Annotated in this window: 14 protein-coding genes and 1 pseudogene; 3 read left to right on the plus strand and 12 right to left on the minus strand. The window is 73.1% G+C overall.

Annotated elements, in window-relative coordinates; genetic code table 11:
• Positions 1 to 84: 84 nt before the first annotated feature.
• Both ACW14Y_RS41280 and ACW14Y_RS41285 read right to left on the minus strand, forming a co-directional pair.
• Positions 85 to 837 carry a hypothetical protein gene (locus ACW14Y_RS41280; protein WP_456988603.1) on the minus strand — a complete coding sequence of 251 codons (753 nt, stop codon included), beginning with the start codon at positions 835 to 837 and terminating at the stop codon, positions 85 to 87.
• A 60-nt stretch (positions 838 to 897) separates the two neighbouring features.
• Positions 898 to 1,224, minus strand: a complete 327-nt coding sequence (locus tag ACW14Y_RS41285) for a hypothetical protein (RefSeq protein WP_456988605.1) — start codon at positions 1,222 to 1,224, stop codon at positions 898 to 900.
• 536 nt (positions 1,225 to 1,760) lie between these two features.
• Between ACW14Y_RS41285 and ACW14Y_RS41290 the strand changes: the two genes are divergently transcribed.
• From ACW14Y_RS41290 to ACW14Y_RS41300, 3 genes and pseudogenes are all read left to right on the plus strand, one after another.
• On the plus strand, positions 1,761 to 2,090 hold the full coding sequence (locus tag ACW14Y_RS41290) for a trypco2 family protein (protein WP_402723381.1): 330 nt from the start codon (positions 1,761 to 1,763) through the stop codon (positions 2,088 to 2,090).
• A gap of 1,875 nt (positions 2,091 to 3,965) precedes the next feature.
• Positions 3,966 to 5,345 (plus strand): annotated as a pseudogene (locus tag ACW14Y_RS41295) (tetratricopeptide repeat protein); the annotation flags it as partial.
• A 70-nt stretch (positions 5,346 to 5,415) separates the two neighbouring features.
• The gene (locus tag ACW14Y_RS41300; RefSeq protein ID WP_456988771.1) at positions 5,416 to 6,195 is read left to right on the plus strand and encodes a tetratricopeptide repeat protein; all 780 of its coding nucleotides are present in this window, start codon (positions 5,416 to 5,418) and stop codon (positions 6,193 to 6,195) included.
• A gap of 496 nt (positions 6,196 to 6,691) precedes the next feature.
• Here the strand turns inward: ACW14Y_RS41300 and ACW14Y_RS41305 are convergent, their stop codons facing one another.
• The 10 genes from ACW14Y_RS41305 to ACW14Y_RS41350 all read right to left on the minus strand — a co-directional run bounded on the left by ACW14Y_RS41305 (position 6,692) and on the right by ACW14Y_RS41350 (position 13,954).
• Entirely contained in the window at positions 6,692 to 7,174 is a 483-nt protein-coding gene (locus tag ACW14Y_RS41305) for a hypothetical protein (RefSeq protein WP_380300915.1), read from the minus strand.
• A gap of 23 nt (positions 7,175 to 7,197) precedes the next feature.
• Entirely contained in the window at positions 7,198 to 7,386 is a 189-nt protein-coding gene (locus ACW14Y_RS41310; protein ID WP_456988788.1) for a hypothetical protein, read from the minus strand.
• A gap of 307 nt (positions 7,387 to 7,693) precedes the next feature.
• Entirely contained in the window at positions 7,694 to 8,218 is a 525-nt protein-coding gene (locus tag ACW14Y_RS41315) for a DUF6985 domain-containing protein (RefSeq protein ID WP_456988608.1), read from the minus strand.
• Positions 8,219 to 8,423: 205 nt separating this feature from the next.
• Positions 8,424 to 9,137: a hypothetical protein gene (locus ACW14Y_RS41320; RefSeq protein WP_456988610.1), complete on the minus strand. Its 714-nt coding sequence runs from the start codon at positions 9,135 to 9,137 to the stop codon at positions 8,424 to 8,426.
• Positions 9,138 to 9,293: 156 nt separating this feature from the next.
• A complete protein-coding gene (locus ACW14Y_RS41325) occupies positions 9,294 to 9,791 on the minus strand; it encodes a hypothetical protein (protein ID WP_456988612.1) in 498 nt (165 codons plus the stop codon).
• Between the two features lie 20 nt (positions 9,792 to 9,811).
• On the minus strand, positions 9,812 to 11,044 hold the full coding sequence (locus ACW14Y_RS41330) for a S1 family peptidase (RefSeq protein WP_380300927.1): 1,233 nt from the start codon (positions 11,042 to 11,044) through the stop codon (positions 9,812 to 9,814).
• 381 nt (positions 11,045 to 11,425) lie between these two features.
• On the minus strand, positions 11,426 to 11,560 hold the full coding sequence (locus ACW14Y_RS41335) for a hypothetical protein (protein ID WP_380300929.1): 135 nt from the start codon (positions 11,558 to 11,560) through the stop codon (positions 11,426 to 11,428).
• A gap of 447 nt (positions 11,561 to 12,007) precedes the next feature.
• Positions 12,008 to 12,394 (minus strand): hypothetical protein, encoded by a 387-nt coding sequence (locus tag ACW14Y_RS41340; RefSeq protein ID WP_380302348.1) that lies wholly within the window; start codon positions 12,392 to 12,394, stop codon positions 12,008 to 12,010.
• A 575-nt stretch (positions 12,395 to 12,969) separates the two neighbouring features.
• Positions 12,970 to 13,326: a hypothetical protein gene (locus ACW14Y_RS41345; protein WP_456988615.1), complete on the minus strand. Its 357-nt coding sequence runs from the start codon at positions 13,324 to 13,326 to the stop codon at positions 12,970 to 12,972.
• Positions 13,307 to 13,954: a hypothetical protein gene (locus ACW14Y_RS41350; RefSeq protein ID WP_456988617.1), complete on the minus strand. Its 648-nt coding sequence runs from the start codon at positions 13,952 to 13,954 to the stop codon at positions 13,307 to 13,309. Before ACW14Y_RS41350 ends, ACW14Y_RS41345 begins: the two co-directional genes overlap by 20 nt.
• Positions 13,955 to 14,261: the final 307 nt, after the last annotated feature.

A 14,261-nucleotide genomic window follows, 5' to 3' on the forward strand; every position in this document is an offset into this window, starting at 1 on the left:
GCCCGGACGTCGCCTGGTCCAGTTCGGTACTCGGCTCCGTCCGCGCCTGCCGGGGGCGGGATTGCCGAGCCGGTCCGGGGTGGTTCAGGTGGGGTGGACGAGGTGGCGGGCGGACAGTTCGCGGGGGTGGCAGGTCCAGGTGAACGGTTCGGGTACCGGGGGGTTGTCGAGGATCGTGTCGCAGCAGACGTGGCCGGGGCCGGCGTTGTAGGTGCTCTGTCGGGGGTGGGCTGCGTGGTCGAAGGCCGCTCGCAGCGGCAGGGGGGTGCCTTCGGGCCGGTGGGGGGTGATGTCCCACTGCGGCTGGTCGAGGAGGCCGGCTTCGTCGGCGGTTGCTTCGAGGTGGGTGAAGAGCACGGGGCCGGCCCGCAGGAGGCCGGTGTGCCAGACCCGGGGCGCCCGGGTGGTGGGGGGAGCGAGGAGTGCGGGTTCGACGGCCCAGCCGGTGTACGGGGGCGGCGGGGCGGGGGCGTCGAGGAAGAGGCTTGCCGGACGTGGCAGGTCGGGGTGGTGGACGGCCATGACCGTCGATTCGTGGCCGGTTGCGCGGCCGAAGACGCAGACGGCGATCTGGACGCCGTGCTCGGTGTCGGTGAGCACGGTCGGCAGGGCGAGGGTCGCGTCGCGGTGTCCGGGTTGTGCGAGGTGGACGAGCCAGGCCGGGGCCGCGCCGGCCGGTGGTGCTACGGGCCGGTGCTCCAGGACGAGGACGGTGACCAGGCCGGCCGGTGTGTCCAGGAGGCCGCCGTGGGACAGGCGGGCGGCGGGGGCGTCCAGCAGGGTCCCGGGGCCCCGCAGGACACGCAGCCCGCTGCCGGTGGTGATGGTCTCGCCCATGCCGTGACGGTAGCCCTGGGGTGGTGCGGCCGCCAGCGGCCGCACCACCGTGTCGGCCGGTCAGCCGCAGGCCAGCTCGGCGACGTCCGAGTAGCCCTGCTCGTGCTTGGCCCCGCCTTCGCTGTATGCCTCGCCGAAGACCCGGAAGAGGGCCTTGGAGACCTTCGGCGGGTCCGCGGCCGTGCACGGCGCGGAGGCGGCCACCCGGCTCACCCGTGTGTAGTCCTCGCCGAAGGGGCTGCGGACGGGGCCGGCGACGGGGGTGTACTGCCGGGCGCACAGCGCTCCGTCGCAGGTGGCCTTCTCCAGCGTCGCGTTCAGCCACTTCGGGCCCCAGCCGTCTCCCTCGCAGGTGACGTCGGCGTACCACTCGATCTGGTTGTTCACGAGCCGCGGGGCGGGCGAGGAGGCGACACAGGCGTAGTCGCCGGTGGTGATGGGACACCGCGTGGGCGGGGTTCGCGGCGAGGACCGCACAGACGATGGCCGGCAGGGCGGCCGCGAGAACGGGTCGAAGCAATCGCACTGAATCCTCCTGGTTTGTCCGGAACGGCATGGGACGTCATGGAATCAGCAGGGTCTGACAATCGGTCACCGGCCTGGATCACGACGTGTTCACCCGGGGTCCGGCGGGACCGAGGAGCGCCGCCTGCCCGCCCCGGGCGCCCGGCCGTGCGGCATCGCCCCGGGTCGGCCGTGCGACTGCGGCCCGAACGGTCCGCAGCAGTACCTCGTCGTCGATGGCGGTGAAGGTGCCGGATCCGGTCGACACCCTGGCGCAGTGCGCGTGCGCCGACCGGCTCGCGGGTCCGGGGCGGATCAGGGTCCGGGGCGGGGGAACTCGGGGGTTGGTGCGGGGCGCCACCGGGAATCGGGCCGTCAGGCAACCCGGCAGGAGCCGGGGACACAGGGAGGGGACCGGCATGAGCAGCACGAACGGTACGGACGGGGAGTGGCTGGACCTGGCGGACGCGATCACGCTGCTGCGGGACCAGATCGCCGAGGCCCAGCGCCGGATCGCCGACCCGGCGGGCGGCGGTGACCAGGGTGTGCGGTTCACGATGGGGGAGATCACGCTGGACCTCGGTCTGGAGCTGACCGGCACCAAGGGTGTCAACGGCGGGCTGCGGTGGAGCGTGATCAGCCTCGGCGGGAAGAAGGAGAGCGCCACCAAGGCCACCCACACCGTGCACGTGAAGCTGACCCCGAAGCAGACGGGCGGCGGCGACGTCGAGGTCCGCGACAGGGAGTAGCCGCTACCGACTCGTCGGGCGGGGACGGTAGGGGACGGCAGGACCGGGTGGGGACGGTAGGGGGGAGCGTTCGTGGAGTTCGACCGCAGGGTGCAGATCCGGGTGGCCCTCAGGGGCGAGGACGGGAATGGGTTCGGGACGGGGTACCTGGTGGCACCCAGGCTGGTCCTGACCGCCGACCACGTCCTGGACGAACTGGACCCGGACGGCGGGCGGTTCGCGGTGACGGTGTGCCGGCCCGACGACGGTGAACAGGAGTACCCGGCGCGCGTGCTCTGGCGCCGGCGCGACGACGAGGTCGACGCCGCACTGGTCGGGATCGACGCCGACTGCCCCTGGCCGGTCCCCGAGTCCCTGTCCGACCTGGTCGCCAGGCCGCCCCAGCGCTACGGGCACCTGATCGGCAACCGCTCCCACCCGGTCTCCCTGACCGGCTTCCCCCGCCTGCAGAAGGACGCCGAGCGAGGGCGCCTGGACGAGCACCTGGAAGGCCGGATCACCCCCGGCACCGGGGCGCTGGCCGGCCGCTACGAGGTCACCAGCACCACCCCGGTGCCGGCCGGCCCGCCCGCCCGTGGCGGCACCCGCTGGTCAGGCATCTCCGGCGCGGCCGTCCTGGCCGACGACGGGCACGGCGGCGACCTGCTGTGCGGCATCGTCCGCCACGATCGCCAGGCCGACGGCGGCACCCGCCTGACCGCCACCCCCGTCCACCACCTCCTCACCGACCACCGCGGCCAACCCTCCGAATTCCGCCGCCTGGTCGCCCAGCACACGGGATGGGACCCGGTCCTCGAACCCGTCGAACCCGCCCCTCTCCTCAAACCCGCCACCGCCGACCGCGACCTGCACTCACCCGCCGCCCTGCTGCGCGCCGACACCGAGGCCGTCGCCTTCCACGGCCGCGACCACGAACTCGCCGACCTGCACACCTGGTGCACCACCGACCCCGCCGGGATCGCGATCCGCGTGATCACCGGCCCCGGCGGACAGGGCAAGACCCGCCTCGCCCGCCACCTCACCGACACCCTCAGCCACCAGGGCTGGGTCACCGGACACCTGCGCTCCGACCTCACCGACCACGACACCCCGCCCGACCTGACCGCGCTGAGCACCGCCCTGCCCCTGCTCCTGGTCGTCGACTACGCCGAGACCCGCCCCCGCCTGCTCCGACGCCTGGTCACCCACCTGCACACCACCCGCCACCGCGTGCGCCTGCTCCTGCTCGCCCGCTCCGACGGCGAATGGCGCACCGACACCCTCAGCGCCAGCGCGTCCGTGCGCCGCCTGCTGGCCGCGGCCCCCGTCGTCCCGCTCGGCCCGCTCCAGCCCGCCGCCCCGACCACACGCGAGCGCGGCGAGGCCTTCCGCGACGCCGCCCGCGACCTGGCGCTCCTGCTGCCCCGCGTCCCCAGCGTCCCGGGCCACGACTGGACGGCCCTCGCCGGCACGCTGCGGCCCGCCGACGACCTGGCCCACCCCCGCTACGACAACGCCCTCACCCTGCAGATGACCGCCCTGGTCGCCCTCCTGCAGCACGGACCGCGCCCCGTCACGACCGCTCCCGGGGACCCGGCGGAGAAGGTCCTCCTGGAACACGAGGAACGGTTCTGGAAGGACAGCGCCGACTCCGACGCCTTCGAGCTCGGCCTGGACACCGCCACCCTGAAGGCCGCCGTCGCGGTCGCCGCCCTGTGCGGCGCAGGCAGCACCGACGCCGCCACCCGCGTCCTGGCCACCCTTCCCGCGGTGCCCGCCACCAGGACCGTGCGCACCGCCGCCTGGCTCGCGCACCTGTACCCGGCCGACCCCGACCGCTACTGGGGCACCCTCCAGCCCGACCGCATCGCCGAACACCACGCCGCCGCTGTGCTGATGAAGGGCGACATCGACCTGCCGGCCCTCCTCACTGCCGCCGACCCCGGCCAGCAGGCTCAGAGCGTCACCGTCCTGGCCCGCGCCGCCATCGCTCACTACAACGCGACCCGCACCACCGACTCCGGCCGCCTCCTCCACGCCCTCGACATCGCTCTGGACACCACCCCTCTCACCCACCAGGCCACCTGGATCGCCGCCGCCGCGCTTCCCTTCGGTTCTCGCATCGTCGCCCCCCTCGCCGTGCGGCTCACCGACGCCCTCGCTCAGGCCGACCGGCGGCTGGTGGCCGACAGCCCCGCCGCCTTCGAACCCGACCTGGCCCTCTCGCTGTCCAGCTTCGGCAGTTGGCTGTCGGAGGCGGGGCGCCGCGGCGAGGCCCTGGCCGCCACCGAGGAGGCGGTGGGTATCTACCGGCGTCTGGTGGCAGGCGACCCCGCCGCCTTCGAACCCGACCTCGCCCGCTCACTGTCCAACCTCGGCATCTCGCTGTCGAAGGCGGGGCGCCGCGGCGAGGCCCTGACCGCCGAACAGGAGGCGGTGGAGATCCGGCGCAGGCTGGTGGCCGACAACCCCGCCGCCTTCGAACCCGAACTCGCCCTCTCGCTGTCCAGCCTCGGCAGTTGGCTGTCGGAGGCGGGGCGCCGCGGCGAGGCCCTGGCCGCCACCGAGGAGGCGGTGGAGATCCGGCGCAGGCTGGTGGCCGACAACCCCGCCGCCTTCGAACCCGAACTCGCCCTCTCGCTGTCCAGCCTCGGCAGTTGGCTGTCGGAGGCGGGGCGCCGCGGCGAGGCCCTGGCCGCCACCGAGGAGGCGGTGGGTATCTACCGGCGTCTGGTGGCAGGCGACCCCGCCGCCTTCGAACCCGACCTCGCCCGCTCGCTGTCCAACCTCGGCATCTCGCTGTCGGAGGCGGGGCGCCGCGGCGAGGCCCTGGCCGCCACCGAGGAGGCGGTGGAGATCCGGCGCAGGCTGGTGGCCGACAACCCCGCCGCCTTCGAACCCGAACTCGCCCTCTCGCTGTCCAACCTCGGCAGCCGGCTGTCGGAGGCGGGGCGCCGCGGCGAGGCCCTGGCCGCCACCGAGGAGGCGGTGGAGATCCGGCGCAGGCTGGTGGCCGACAACCCCGCCGCCTTCGAACCCGACCTCGCCCGCTCACTGTCCAACCTCGGCATCTCGCTGGCGGAGGAGGGGCATCGCGGCGAGGCGCTGGCCATCATCGAGGAGGCGGTGGACATCTACCGGCGTCTGGTGGCAGGCGACCCCACCGCCTTCGAACCCGACCTCGCCGCCTCGCTGTCCAGCCTCGGCAGCCGGCTGTCGGAGGCGGGGCGCCGCGGCGAGGCCCTGGCCGCCACCGAGGAGGCGGTGGACATCTACCGGCGTCTGGTGGCAGGCGACCCCGCCGCCTTCGAACCCGACCTCGCCGCCTCGCTGTCCAGCCTCGGCAATGCGGCTGTCGGAGGCGGGGCGCCGCGGCGAGGCCCTGGCCGCCACCGAGGAGGCGGTGGACATCTACCGGCGTCTGGTGGCAGGCGACCCCGCCGCCTTCGAACCCGACCTCGCCGCCTCGCTGTCCAGCCTCGGCAGCCGGCTGTCGGAGGCGGGGCGCCGCGGCGAGGCCCTGGCCGCCACCGAGGAGGCGGTGGAGATCCGGCGCAGGCTGGTGGCCGACAACCCCGCCGCCTTCGAACCCGACCTCGCCCGCTCACTGACCAACCTCGGCAGCCGGCTGTCGGAGGCGGGGCATCGCGGCGAGGCGCTGGCCATCATCGAGGAGGCGGTGGACATCTACCGGCGTCTGGTGGCAGGCGACCCCACCGCCTTCGAACCCGACCTCGCCGCCTCGCTGTCCAGCCTCGGCAGCCGGCTGTCGGAGGCGGGGCGCCGCGGCGAGGCCCTGGCCGCCACCGAGGAGGCGGTGGGCATCTACCGGCGGCTGGTGGCCGACAACCCCACCGCCTTCGAACCCGAACTCGCCCACTCACTGACCGGCTGGGCCATGCTCCTGGCACACACAGGTGACCTGTCAGCAGCGCTCGGCGCCGCAGGGGAAGCCGTGGAGTGCTACCGGCATCACATCGCCGAAGTGCCCTTCCTCCTTCCGCAGCTCCACACGGCGCTCCACCTCCAGGCACACGTCCTGGACAGGCTCGGACGCCCGCAGGATGCGGCAACGGTCCGGCGCTGGCTGGCGAAGCATCAGCTGCCGCCCGGGTCCCGCCATTGATCGTTCCTGCGATTGACGTACCGTCACTGCTGTCATTCGCAGCGCATGAGTTGCCCCGGGACCGCAGGGACCGTCGCGGCGAGCGAAGCGCGTACCGGGGGCGAACGAACGCGGGCGAGTACTGCTGCCGTCCCGGAGCACCTGTCCGCCCCATGCCAGGCCCTCCAGGCCCGACTCCGGTGAGCGTCGACCGCGCAGCGGCATGTGGCCGGGCGTGTCCGGCTGCACCCGGAGCGACCCGACCGCCGGATCTGCGGCGTGGAGGCGTACTCCCCGTCATATGGTCCGACACGTCACTGCGGAGACCCTGCCGGCGGCCTCGCAGCGGGGATGCTCCTCGGCGGGGCGCCGGGTCTGGGGCCCGGCGGACTCCGGTACGAGGGGCCGTTCCACGAACAGGGCTCGCCCGACGGTGAGTAGCCGGATCCGAAGCGCCGGTGTGGGGCTGGGGCGGTCGGACCTGTACTGCCCCGGGAGCCCGTTGCGAAGCCGTTGGTCAGAGCCCGAGTCCGGCGCGCTCGGCGATGTCCGTGTCGAGGACGACGAGTACGTCGTCGGTGCCCAGGTGGAACGGTCCGGGCCCGTCGGGCGCGCCGGTGGCCGAGCGGCCGGCGGCGATCCACACCTGGCCGGTGGCGGTCCGCAGGTGGACGGCCTCCGGCAGCGGAGTCGGAGCGCCGTGCTCCTCGCCGCACCATTGGATGCGGCACGACTCGATCGGGCCGGCGAGGACCGCGGTCCAGTTGGGGTGCTCCGTGACCGCGACGCGTGCCGACCCGCCCGGCTCGCCGAGGCGGGAGAGGAAGTCGCGCATGGGTGCCGGGTAGAGCTCGAGTCCGTAGTGGTCGAAGGTGCTGCCCCACACCGCCGAGTAGGTGTCGCCGTTGTCCATGGTCAGCTCGACGCCCATCGAGGGCTCGTGCCAGGCGCCGTAGTCCCACTCCTCAGGATCAGTGCCTTCGTTGCCGACCGTCAGCACGAAGTAGTCGACGGCGACGAGGGTTAGCGGACCAGGTCGAACACCGCCTGCCAGCCGTTCACCGAGGTACCTGCCACGCACACATCGGGCAGAGCCCCCATCAGGTCAGGGTCGAAGAAGTTCTTGACGTCGTCCCACAGCAGATCCGGCATCCCGCCATGCTGCACGCCGAGCCGCCCCGCCCGCAGCCCGATTTCCACGACGAACCCCATGGAGGCGCCCCCGTGTCGGCACGACACCGGAGCCCGGGCACGGGCCGCCTCCGACACGGGACGGCCCGGCGGACCGCCGCGCCGTCGGGGGAGCGGGCGGGACAGCCGTCACCCGCGCGCGGTGGAGCCGGTCCATCATCACAGGGCCGGGGCCGACGCCACCGTCGAGGTCGGCGCGGCCGCGCCGACCGACCGCACGGTTCATCACGCCGAGGCCCTCGCCTTCCACCGGCGCCCCCGGCGGTCCTGCCGACGACGTGGGCTCCTGGTGAAGGAGGACCGGTGACGCCGGCCGTTGGCGGGAACCTCACGCGAACCGGTGGTAGACGGCGCCGGCGAGGTCCGCGCGGTCGAAGGCAGCGGCATTGGTGAGGTGGCCGTCGAACGGGCCCACCTTCGCGACCGTGCCACCGCGGCGGAACACGATCTGCAGACCGTGCTCGGGCTCCCAGGCGCACTCGCACTCCACCGAGACGTACACCTGCCGGTCGCCGTGAGCGTCCTCCCGTTGGACCGTCACCTCGCCGCCGGGTCGCACGTGCAACCAGACGTCTTCCGGACCGGCGATGGACACGAAATCGCCCTTGCCGGCCACCTCGGCCCTCACGTCCAGGTAGTACTGGAAGACCGGCACCGACGCGGACCTCAGAGCCGACTCCCCAAGGCCCAGGAACGCCCTGACGGCCGTCTCGAAGTCGGCCTTCGCCTCGTCGTCGTCATAGCCGACTACGACGAACCGGCACAGGGCGTCCCCGAGGACGGGAACAGGCAGCGGCGCACTCGCGTAGTCGTCACCATCGACGGTCACGGGCCCGAGGCCGGGGATCTCCATGTGCGCACTCTACGACCTCCGCCGCGCGGTCCCGGGACGGCACAGCCCCCGCTACGCCCCTGGGGAGCTGATCGGTGGTCGGTTCTCCGAGAGCGTCGACATGTGCCAGGCCTTGCGGCCCCGAGGCCCGGCCCGCGCCACCTGGGCCTCACGGGTCGGGGCGGGCCCATGCGTACGGTCGAGCGGTTCGAGGCCGCCCCTCGGGCTACCCCAGATCCAGGACGCACGCGCTCCACCCGAGGGCCTCGGGCGTGTGCCACTGAGGTTGCTCTCCTGTTGCGGCCATGGCCCGGCCTGCCAGGAAGGCATGGCGGTGGGCCGGTTGGTGTTCCTGAACCCGTGCCCACAGCGCCCGCGCCTGCAGGCGGTGGCCACTGCTGACGAGGAACTCGATCAGGTCCTGGGCGAACCCCCACGCGGTGAGCAGCGTGTCGGGAGCCGCCCGCGTGATCTGCTCGGGGTCGGCGGTGGCGGCGAACCACGGCAGGGCGGTGGCGTGGAGGTGGGCTGCGAACCTCTCCAGTGCCGCCCGGCGCTCCTCGGGACGGGTCAGCACCACGAAGTGTTCACCGGGGATGTCGAGGAAGCTGGAGGCGCAGACGATCGACTCCGCGGATTCGGGGCGCCGAACGGTCAGGTTCGGGTTGGCGCGACGCCAGGCACCCAGGTCCTCGTCGAGGACGGTCAGGCTCGCCATGGTGAACCTGATCGAGTGTCCGGATCGGTTCCACCTGTTCTTCTCCAGTTGGAGCACCTCGCGGCGAGCGGACTTGCCTCGCTCGAGCGAGCGCCGGGACCTGACCCACTCGAACCCGTCGAGCACCCCCGCCAGGTAGGCAGCACCGGCATGGACAACGTCGGCCGGCCTGTCGGCCTCGAGCAGGCGAACGGTCAGGTCGTCGGGCTGGGTGGAGTGCACCCGGGACATGATGCCGTATCCGGCCCCGGGCGGACGCCGGTGCCTGCCGGGGCGCGGTGCGTTGCGTCCGCCGCAGGTACGGGCTTCGTTGCAGGGGCTGTTGGCCTCCCGGGGCCGGGTGTGTCGGAGCGGGCCGTGGTGTCCCGGCCGCCCGGGTCAGGGCTTGGTGTTGCCGTGGACGGTGGTGCGGCCGGGGTAGTGGGTGTCGAGGTAGGCGCGGGCGGCGGTGAGGTCGCCGACGACGCCGACGCTGGTGCGACCGTCCGGTGCGAGGCCGGTCTCGAAGACCTGCCAGTCGTCGCGGTCCATGGCCAGCAGGGCTGCCTCGAGGGTGTGGTCCTGGCCGCGGTCCCACAGCAGGTCCTGGCCGGCGTGGCCCCGCACCACGGTCGTGCGGCCGGGGAACTGCCGTTCCAGGGCGCTGCGGGCATCGTCGAGGGAGCCGACGACCTCGACCTTCTGCAGCCTGTCGCCCGGGTGGGCGGAGACGGTGGTGACGTGCCAGGTGGCCGGTCCGGTGCCGGCCCGGTGGATCGCCGTCTGGAGGTCGGCGAGGTCCTGCCCCCGGGGCGGGGTGCCGGCGGCCGCGGCCGCGCCGCACGCGAGGGCCAGGACGCCGAGGGTGGTCAGCACGCGGCCGGTGGTCCCGTTCACGGGTGCTCCCCTTTCTGCTGCTAGGCGAGTGAGAGCCCGAACTTGGAGACGATCGGTGCGATCGGTACGAACCGCAGGCTGTCCCAGCAGGTCGTCGGCGCTGCCACGGACCCGCAGACGACCGGGTTGCCGGTGCCGGCCGAGATGATGCCTCTGGCCTGCATGTCGGCGCCGCCGTTGACACTGGCGACGACCGGGCCGCCGCTGTCGCCCTTGGCGACGGCGACGGTGGAGTCGTCCGTCCTGGTCGCGGTGTCCAGGTCGGTGCGCCACTGGCCGTTGACCTCGGCGGCGACGTCGGTGGCGGTGATCTTCAGTGAGCAGTGGATGCCGCTCATCGCCCCGCTCGCGCAGACCAGGTCGCCGACGTTGTTGCGTCCGGCGCCGACGACGCGCTTCGCGTAGCCGGTGCCGTTGTCCCAGCCGCCGTCGAAGTACTTCCCGGACGGCGTCCCGTTGATGTCGACGACGGTGGTGTCCAGGCCGGTGTCGGAGTCGGTGGCTGTGCCGACCACCGCTCCGGCACCGGTCCTGTAGGTGCCGGAGGTACCGCAGTGCGAGGCCGTGAGCAGCACGGCGGTCGTGCCCCGCCAGCCGCCGAAGCCGGAGGTGCACCAGCCGTTGCCGGGCGTGGTCAGTTCGGCGCCGGCGCTCCAGGGGCTGGAGTCGCTGTGGCGGGTCGCGGTGGCCACCGACGCGGCGCCGGCCACCGCCGTGACCGGCACGCCGGCGATCGCGGCGGCCCGGGCCGACACCTGTCCGGTCGTCGCGTCGCCGTGGCGGCGGGCACCGTCGGGGGTGTAGCCGACGGCCAGGGCGGACCCGTCCGACAGCGGGCCGGCCGACGTCCATACCGCCCCCTCCTCACCGCGTGCGGCCGCGGCCACCAGCCGGTCCCGCCCCGCCCGCAGCTCCCGCAACGTGTACGGGGCCTCGTGCACGGCCGCGGTGATCCCCGTGGGGGCGGCGGCGAGAACCTTCGTGACGCGGTCGGGAACTCTGCCGTGCCAGTACAGGTCGAGGTGACCGTGCCGCGGGTCCACGGTGTGGCCGGCGTAGCCGGGCACCAGGGCGCGCTCGTGCTCCGGCACCCGCGTGATCTCGTCGGCCAGACGGTCGAGGACCTCCTGACGCGCCAGGACGCCCGTCACCGGACCGTCGGCTTCATGAACTGCACGCACCGAGCCGCTGGCATCGGCACGAGCCGTCGGCAGGAGGAGCAGCAGTGCGGCACCGATCAGGATCGTCGTCATCGAGGGCACCCGAGCAGTAGCCCACGACCCACCACAGGCGCGCCAGCGGACAGGCTGCTTGTCACCCGGACGGGGGAGTTCCTCGACCGTCTCGTCCCCGGCGCCGGATTCCGTGGTGCGGAGGGGAGTTGGGGGCCCGGTCCGCGGTTCGGGCGGTCCGGGATGTCGGGTGCGGGGACGACAGGGGAGGCCCGGATTGAACCTTGGGGGCGGGAGGCGTCTGCGGCCGGGGCGGCAACGACAGTCCGAGTGTGGTGGACGACAACGACGGGCCCCGGGCGGTGGCTCCGGGAGCGGCACCTGCTCCTTAGGCGTCCGACCCGGCGGTCGACTGCGAACGCTGAGCCCTGCGTGCGCGCTGCCGTTGCGGCGACCGGCCGGTCATCCCTTTTTCTGGAGGGCAAGCCGGCGAAAGAGAATGGCATTGGCCACCACCAGTGGGGACGTGATGGGGAGAACGTAGACGGCTGGGACGACGGCCATCGCGAACACGACGACGGCAATGTCGGTCAGCACGATCAGAGTGATGGAGGGGACCGGCACGAAGGGCGCTTCTCACGCCTCTTTTCTCCACTGCGCAGACCTGCCCTACTTTGGCGAACCGCATCGGCACGGCGAGCTTAGCAACAGTGCCGTCGCTGCGACGATCAAACGTTGATCGGGTTTTGCCCGAGGCCGGTCGGCCACGAATTCTTGCTGGTGACAAGGGAGTTCAGTGTCCGAGTCGGCCCGCGAAGGGGCGGCGTCGACCAGGCGGTCCGCCGCGATCGCTGGTCGCCGGGTAGCTCCGGCGCCTGAACGTCGTGGCGCCATGGTGCCTCCCCGGCGACTAGCTCCCGCACGCTGGATGTCTGCTGGCCCTGATTGGGCCGATCTCGGGGCGATGGCCTGGTCGGTGGCGCCGGGGGGCTTCGGTGCCACCGACCAGGCCATGGAATGAGCTTTCTCAACGAACGGTCCGGCTTACGGCCACTTGGTCCCGAGCCCGCAGTGGTTCAGAACCTCTCGGACATTGCTCCCCGGCTTCCAGAACTTCCCCCAATTGGTCGCAGCGTTGTAGACCATGTCGGTGGCGGTCAGGTACTTGGCCGTGGGCGGCACCAGCATTGCGGCCTTTCCTACGATCGCGGCACCGCCGTAGCTACCCGCACCGATCGCAGCCTGTTGTGCGGCTCCGGCGGCTGTATGGCCGCCGCTCCCGACCTCGTGGACCCCGACATTTGCTGCGGCGCCGATGGCGGCCGAGATCAGAACCCCTCCCGCGCCCGCGCAGATGTCGGCCGTCGCCGCTGTGCAGGCCCCGACCGCGATGGTCGCCGTCTGGGCGATTCCCCGCCAGTGGTCCTTCACCGCATTGCCGATGGCACGGGCACCCGCGCACAGCCACGAACCCGGCCCCCCGGGTTCGGCCGGCGTGTCAGTATGTCGATACGGACGAACTGCCTGCCGTCACCGGTCGCGGTCCACCTGTCGCTGCGCTGCCCGGTAGGTGTCCGCCCAGCTTGCAGGAGAGCCTGGCGGCCGGCCGGTACCGTACCCCTGCGTCGGCCGCGATCGTGGCGTACCGACTGGCGCGTAGCGGCGGGGCGGCGGCGGGTCCGGAGGCCGAGCAGGTGCACGAGGCGATCACGACTCTGCCTGTGGCCGCGTGGCCCCGATCGACTCGTGGGAGCGCCGGACCGGCCCGCTGCGGCGGGCCGGTGCCTGTCCGCCGTCCGGTCCTGCGGTTCAGATGGAGGGGGAGCGGGCGGCGTCGGTGAGGTCGTCGACGAGGGTGGGCGAGGGTTGGGGGATCTCGCTGTGGTCCTCGTCGTCGGAGTCGACGGGACGTTGGTGGACGACGGCGGCGATCCAGGGCGGCAGTCGAAGGTCCAGGCCCTCGTGTAGAGACGACCACTGGGCAGCGACATGTATCCCGGCCGGGGTCAGGCTGCTTCCCGCTCCGGGGGCCCGAGGATCGCGCGCAGTTCGGCGGGAGTCGAGGCGGCTGCCAGGTCCGCGAGCCTCTGCTGGGTTCGCTGCATGTCGCCTGCTTCCATCGGACCGCAGGCGAATTCGACCATGAGGTCGAAGCCGGCCAGCTCCTTGGCGTACCGCATCAGGGCCTCGTCCATCGCGCCGTCGAAGTTCATCGCCAGCACCGACGCGCGGCGCAGGCGACGCCGCGCGCGCCGCTCCTTGCGCCTCCACCACCAGTTCGGGTCGGTCCTGGTGGCGTGGTTGACCGCCCACATCCGCCGAACGATGCGGTCGACCGTGATCTCATGCGGCGTCTCCACCACGCTCACTCCAGCCCTTCGCCAGGATGCGACCCGCCGAGCCTACCGGTGCCGCGGCTGTCGGCCGCCAGGCCGCCGGGTGCTCCGCTTCCGCGAAGCGTGCCCGCCTGTCCGTGACGCTTGCCCTGCCAGCCCGCAGCGGGACAGCAGGGCGGATCGCAGCGTCCGGGCTACCGCGCGGGTGGTGCAGGGGCGGTTGTCCGGCCAGCCGAGACGGCCTGGTCGAGGAGGCCGCACGCGCCCGCACCGTCTTGCGCCAGTCGTGGAGATCCAGCGCGGTGATGCGCTCCGCCATGGTGACGACGAGACCGGAGACCGCAGCGACCGCCGTCAGCTCCCCGGCGGTAGGGACAGGCGGCGGACCGCAGGAGATGAGGCCGAGGGCGGAGTCGGCGCCGAGCGCGCACCGGATGTCGCCGTCGATGCCGGCCATGAGGTCATCGAAGGGGTTGAGCCGCTCGCCGGCGCCCCGGATCGCCTCGGTCATGGTCCGGTAGGGCTGGGCGTGACGCAGCGGCAGACGCTCGGCGAGTTCCTCGATCCAGGTGGCTGCCTCGGCGGTGGCCGCCTGGGCGCGGGCGAGATCCGGGTCGCGCCTGACCTGCGGCGGACCGGCGATGGCGGTTGTCATGGCTGGTCAACTGCTCGCGGGACCGCAGGGGGGCGGGGCGCCCGGTGGGACTCATACGGCAGGCGAACTGGCCGCAGTCCCAGCCTCTGACCTGTGCGCGGGCTTCGGGGGTGGGGCAGAACCCGTGGCGGGCCATCCACTGTTCGGAGGCGTCCTGGATCGCGTCGGCGAGCGGGTCGATCGCGGGCGGGATGGGGCACGGGGGCAGGTCCACCTGCAGCGGCTGGTTCACGGCTGTCCTTCGGGTATGAGTCGGTGGGTGCCGAGTGCCAGGACAGGCATTCCAGCGCCTCGGCGGGCGTCGTCG

It is taken from the genome of Kitasatospora sp. cg17-2 (genome assembly GCF_054031055.1).

What these genes read in the sequence shown, in the direction of transcription:
- ACW14Y_RS41280 (WP_456988603.1), bottom strand. Translation starts at nt 837, where the DNA reads ATGGGCGAGACCATCACCACCGGCAGCGGGCTGCGTGTCCTGCGGGGC.
- ACW14Y_RS41290 (WP_402723381.1), top strand. Translation starts at nt 1,761, where the DNA reads ATGAGCAGCACGAACGGTACGGACGGGGAGTGGCTGGACCTGGCGGAC.
- ACW14Y_RS41300 (WP_456988771.1), top strand. Translation starts at nt 5,416, where the DNA reads ATGCGGCTGTCGGAGGCGGGGCGCCGCGGCGAGGCCCTGGCCGCCACC.
- ACW14Y_RS41310 (WP_456988788.1), bottom strand. Translation starts at nt 7,386, where the DNA reads ATGGGGTTCGTCGTGGAAATCGGGCTGCGGGCGGGGCGGCTCGGCGTG.
- ACW14Y_RS41315 (WP_456988608.1), bottom strand. Translation starts at nt 8,218, where the DNA reads ATGGAGATCCCCGGCCTCGGGCCCGTGACCGTCGATGGTGACGACTAC.
- ACW14Y_RS41330 (WP_380300927.1), bottom strand. Translation starts at nt 11,044, where the DNA reads ATGACGACGATCCTGATCGGTGCCGCACTGCTGCTCCTCCTGCCGACG.
- ACW14Y_RS41350 (WP_456988617.1), bottom strand. Translation starts at nt 13,954, where the DNA reads ATGACAACCGCCATCGCCGGTCCGCCGCAGGTCAGGCGCGACCCGGAT.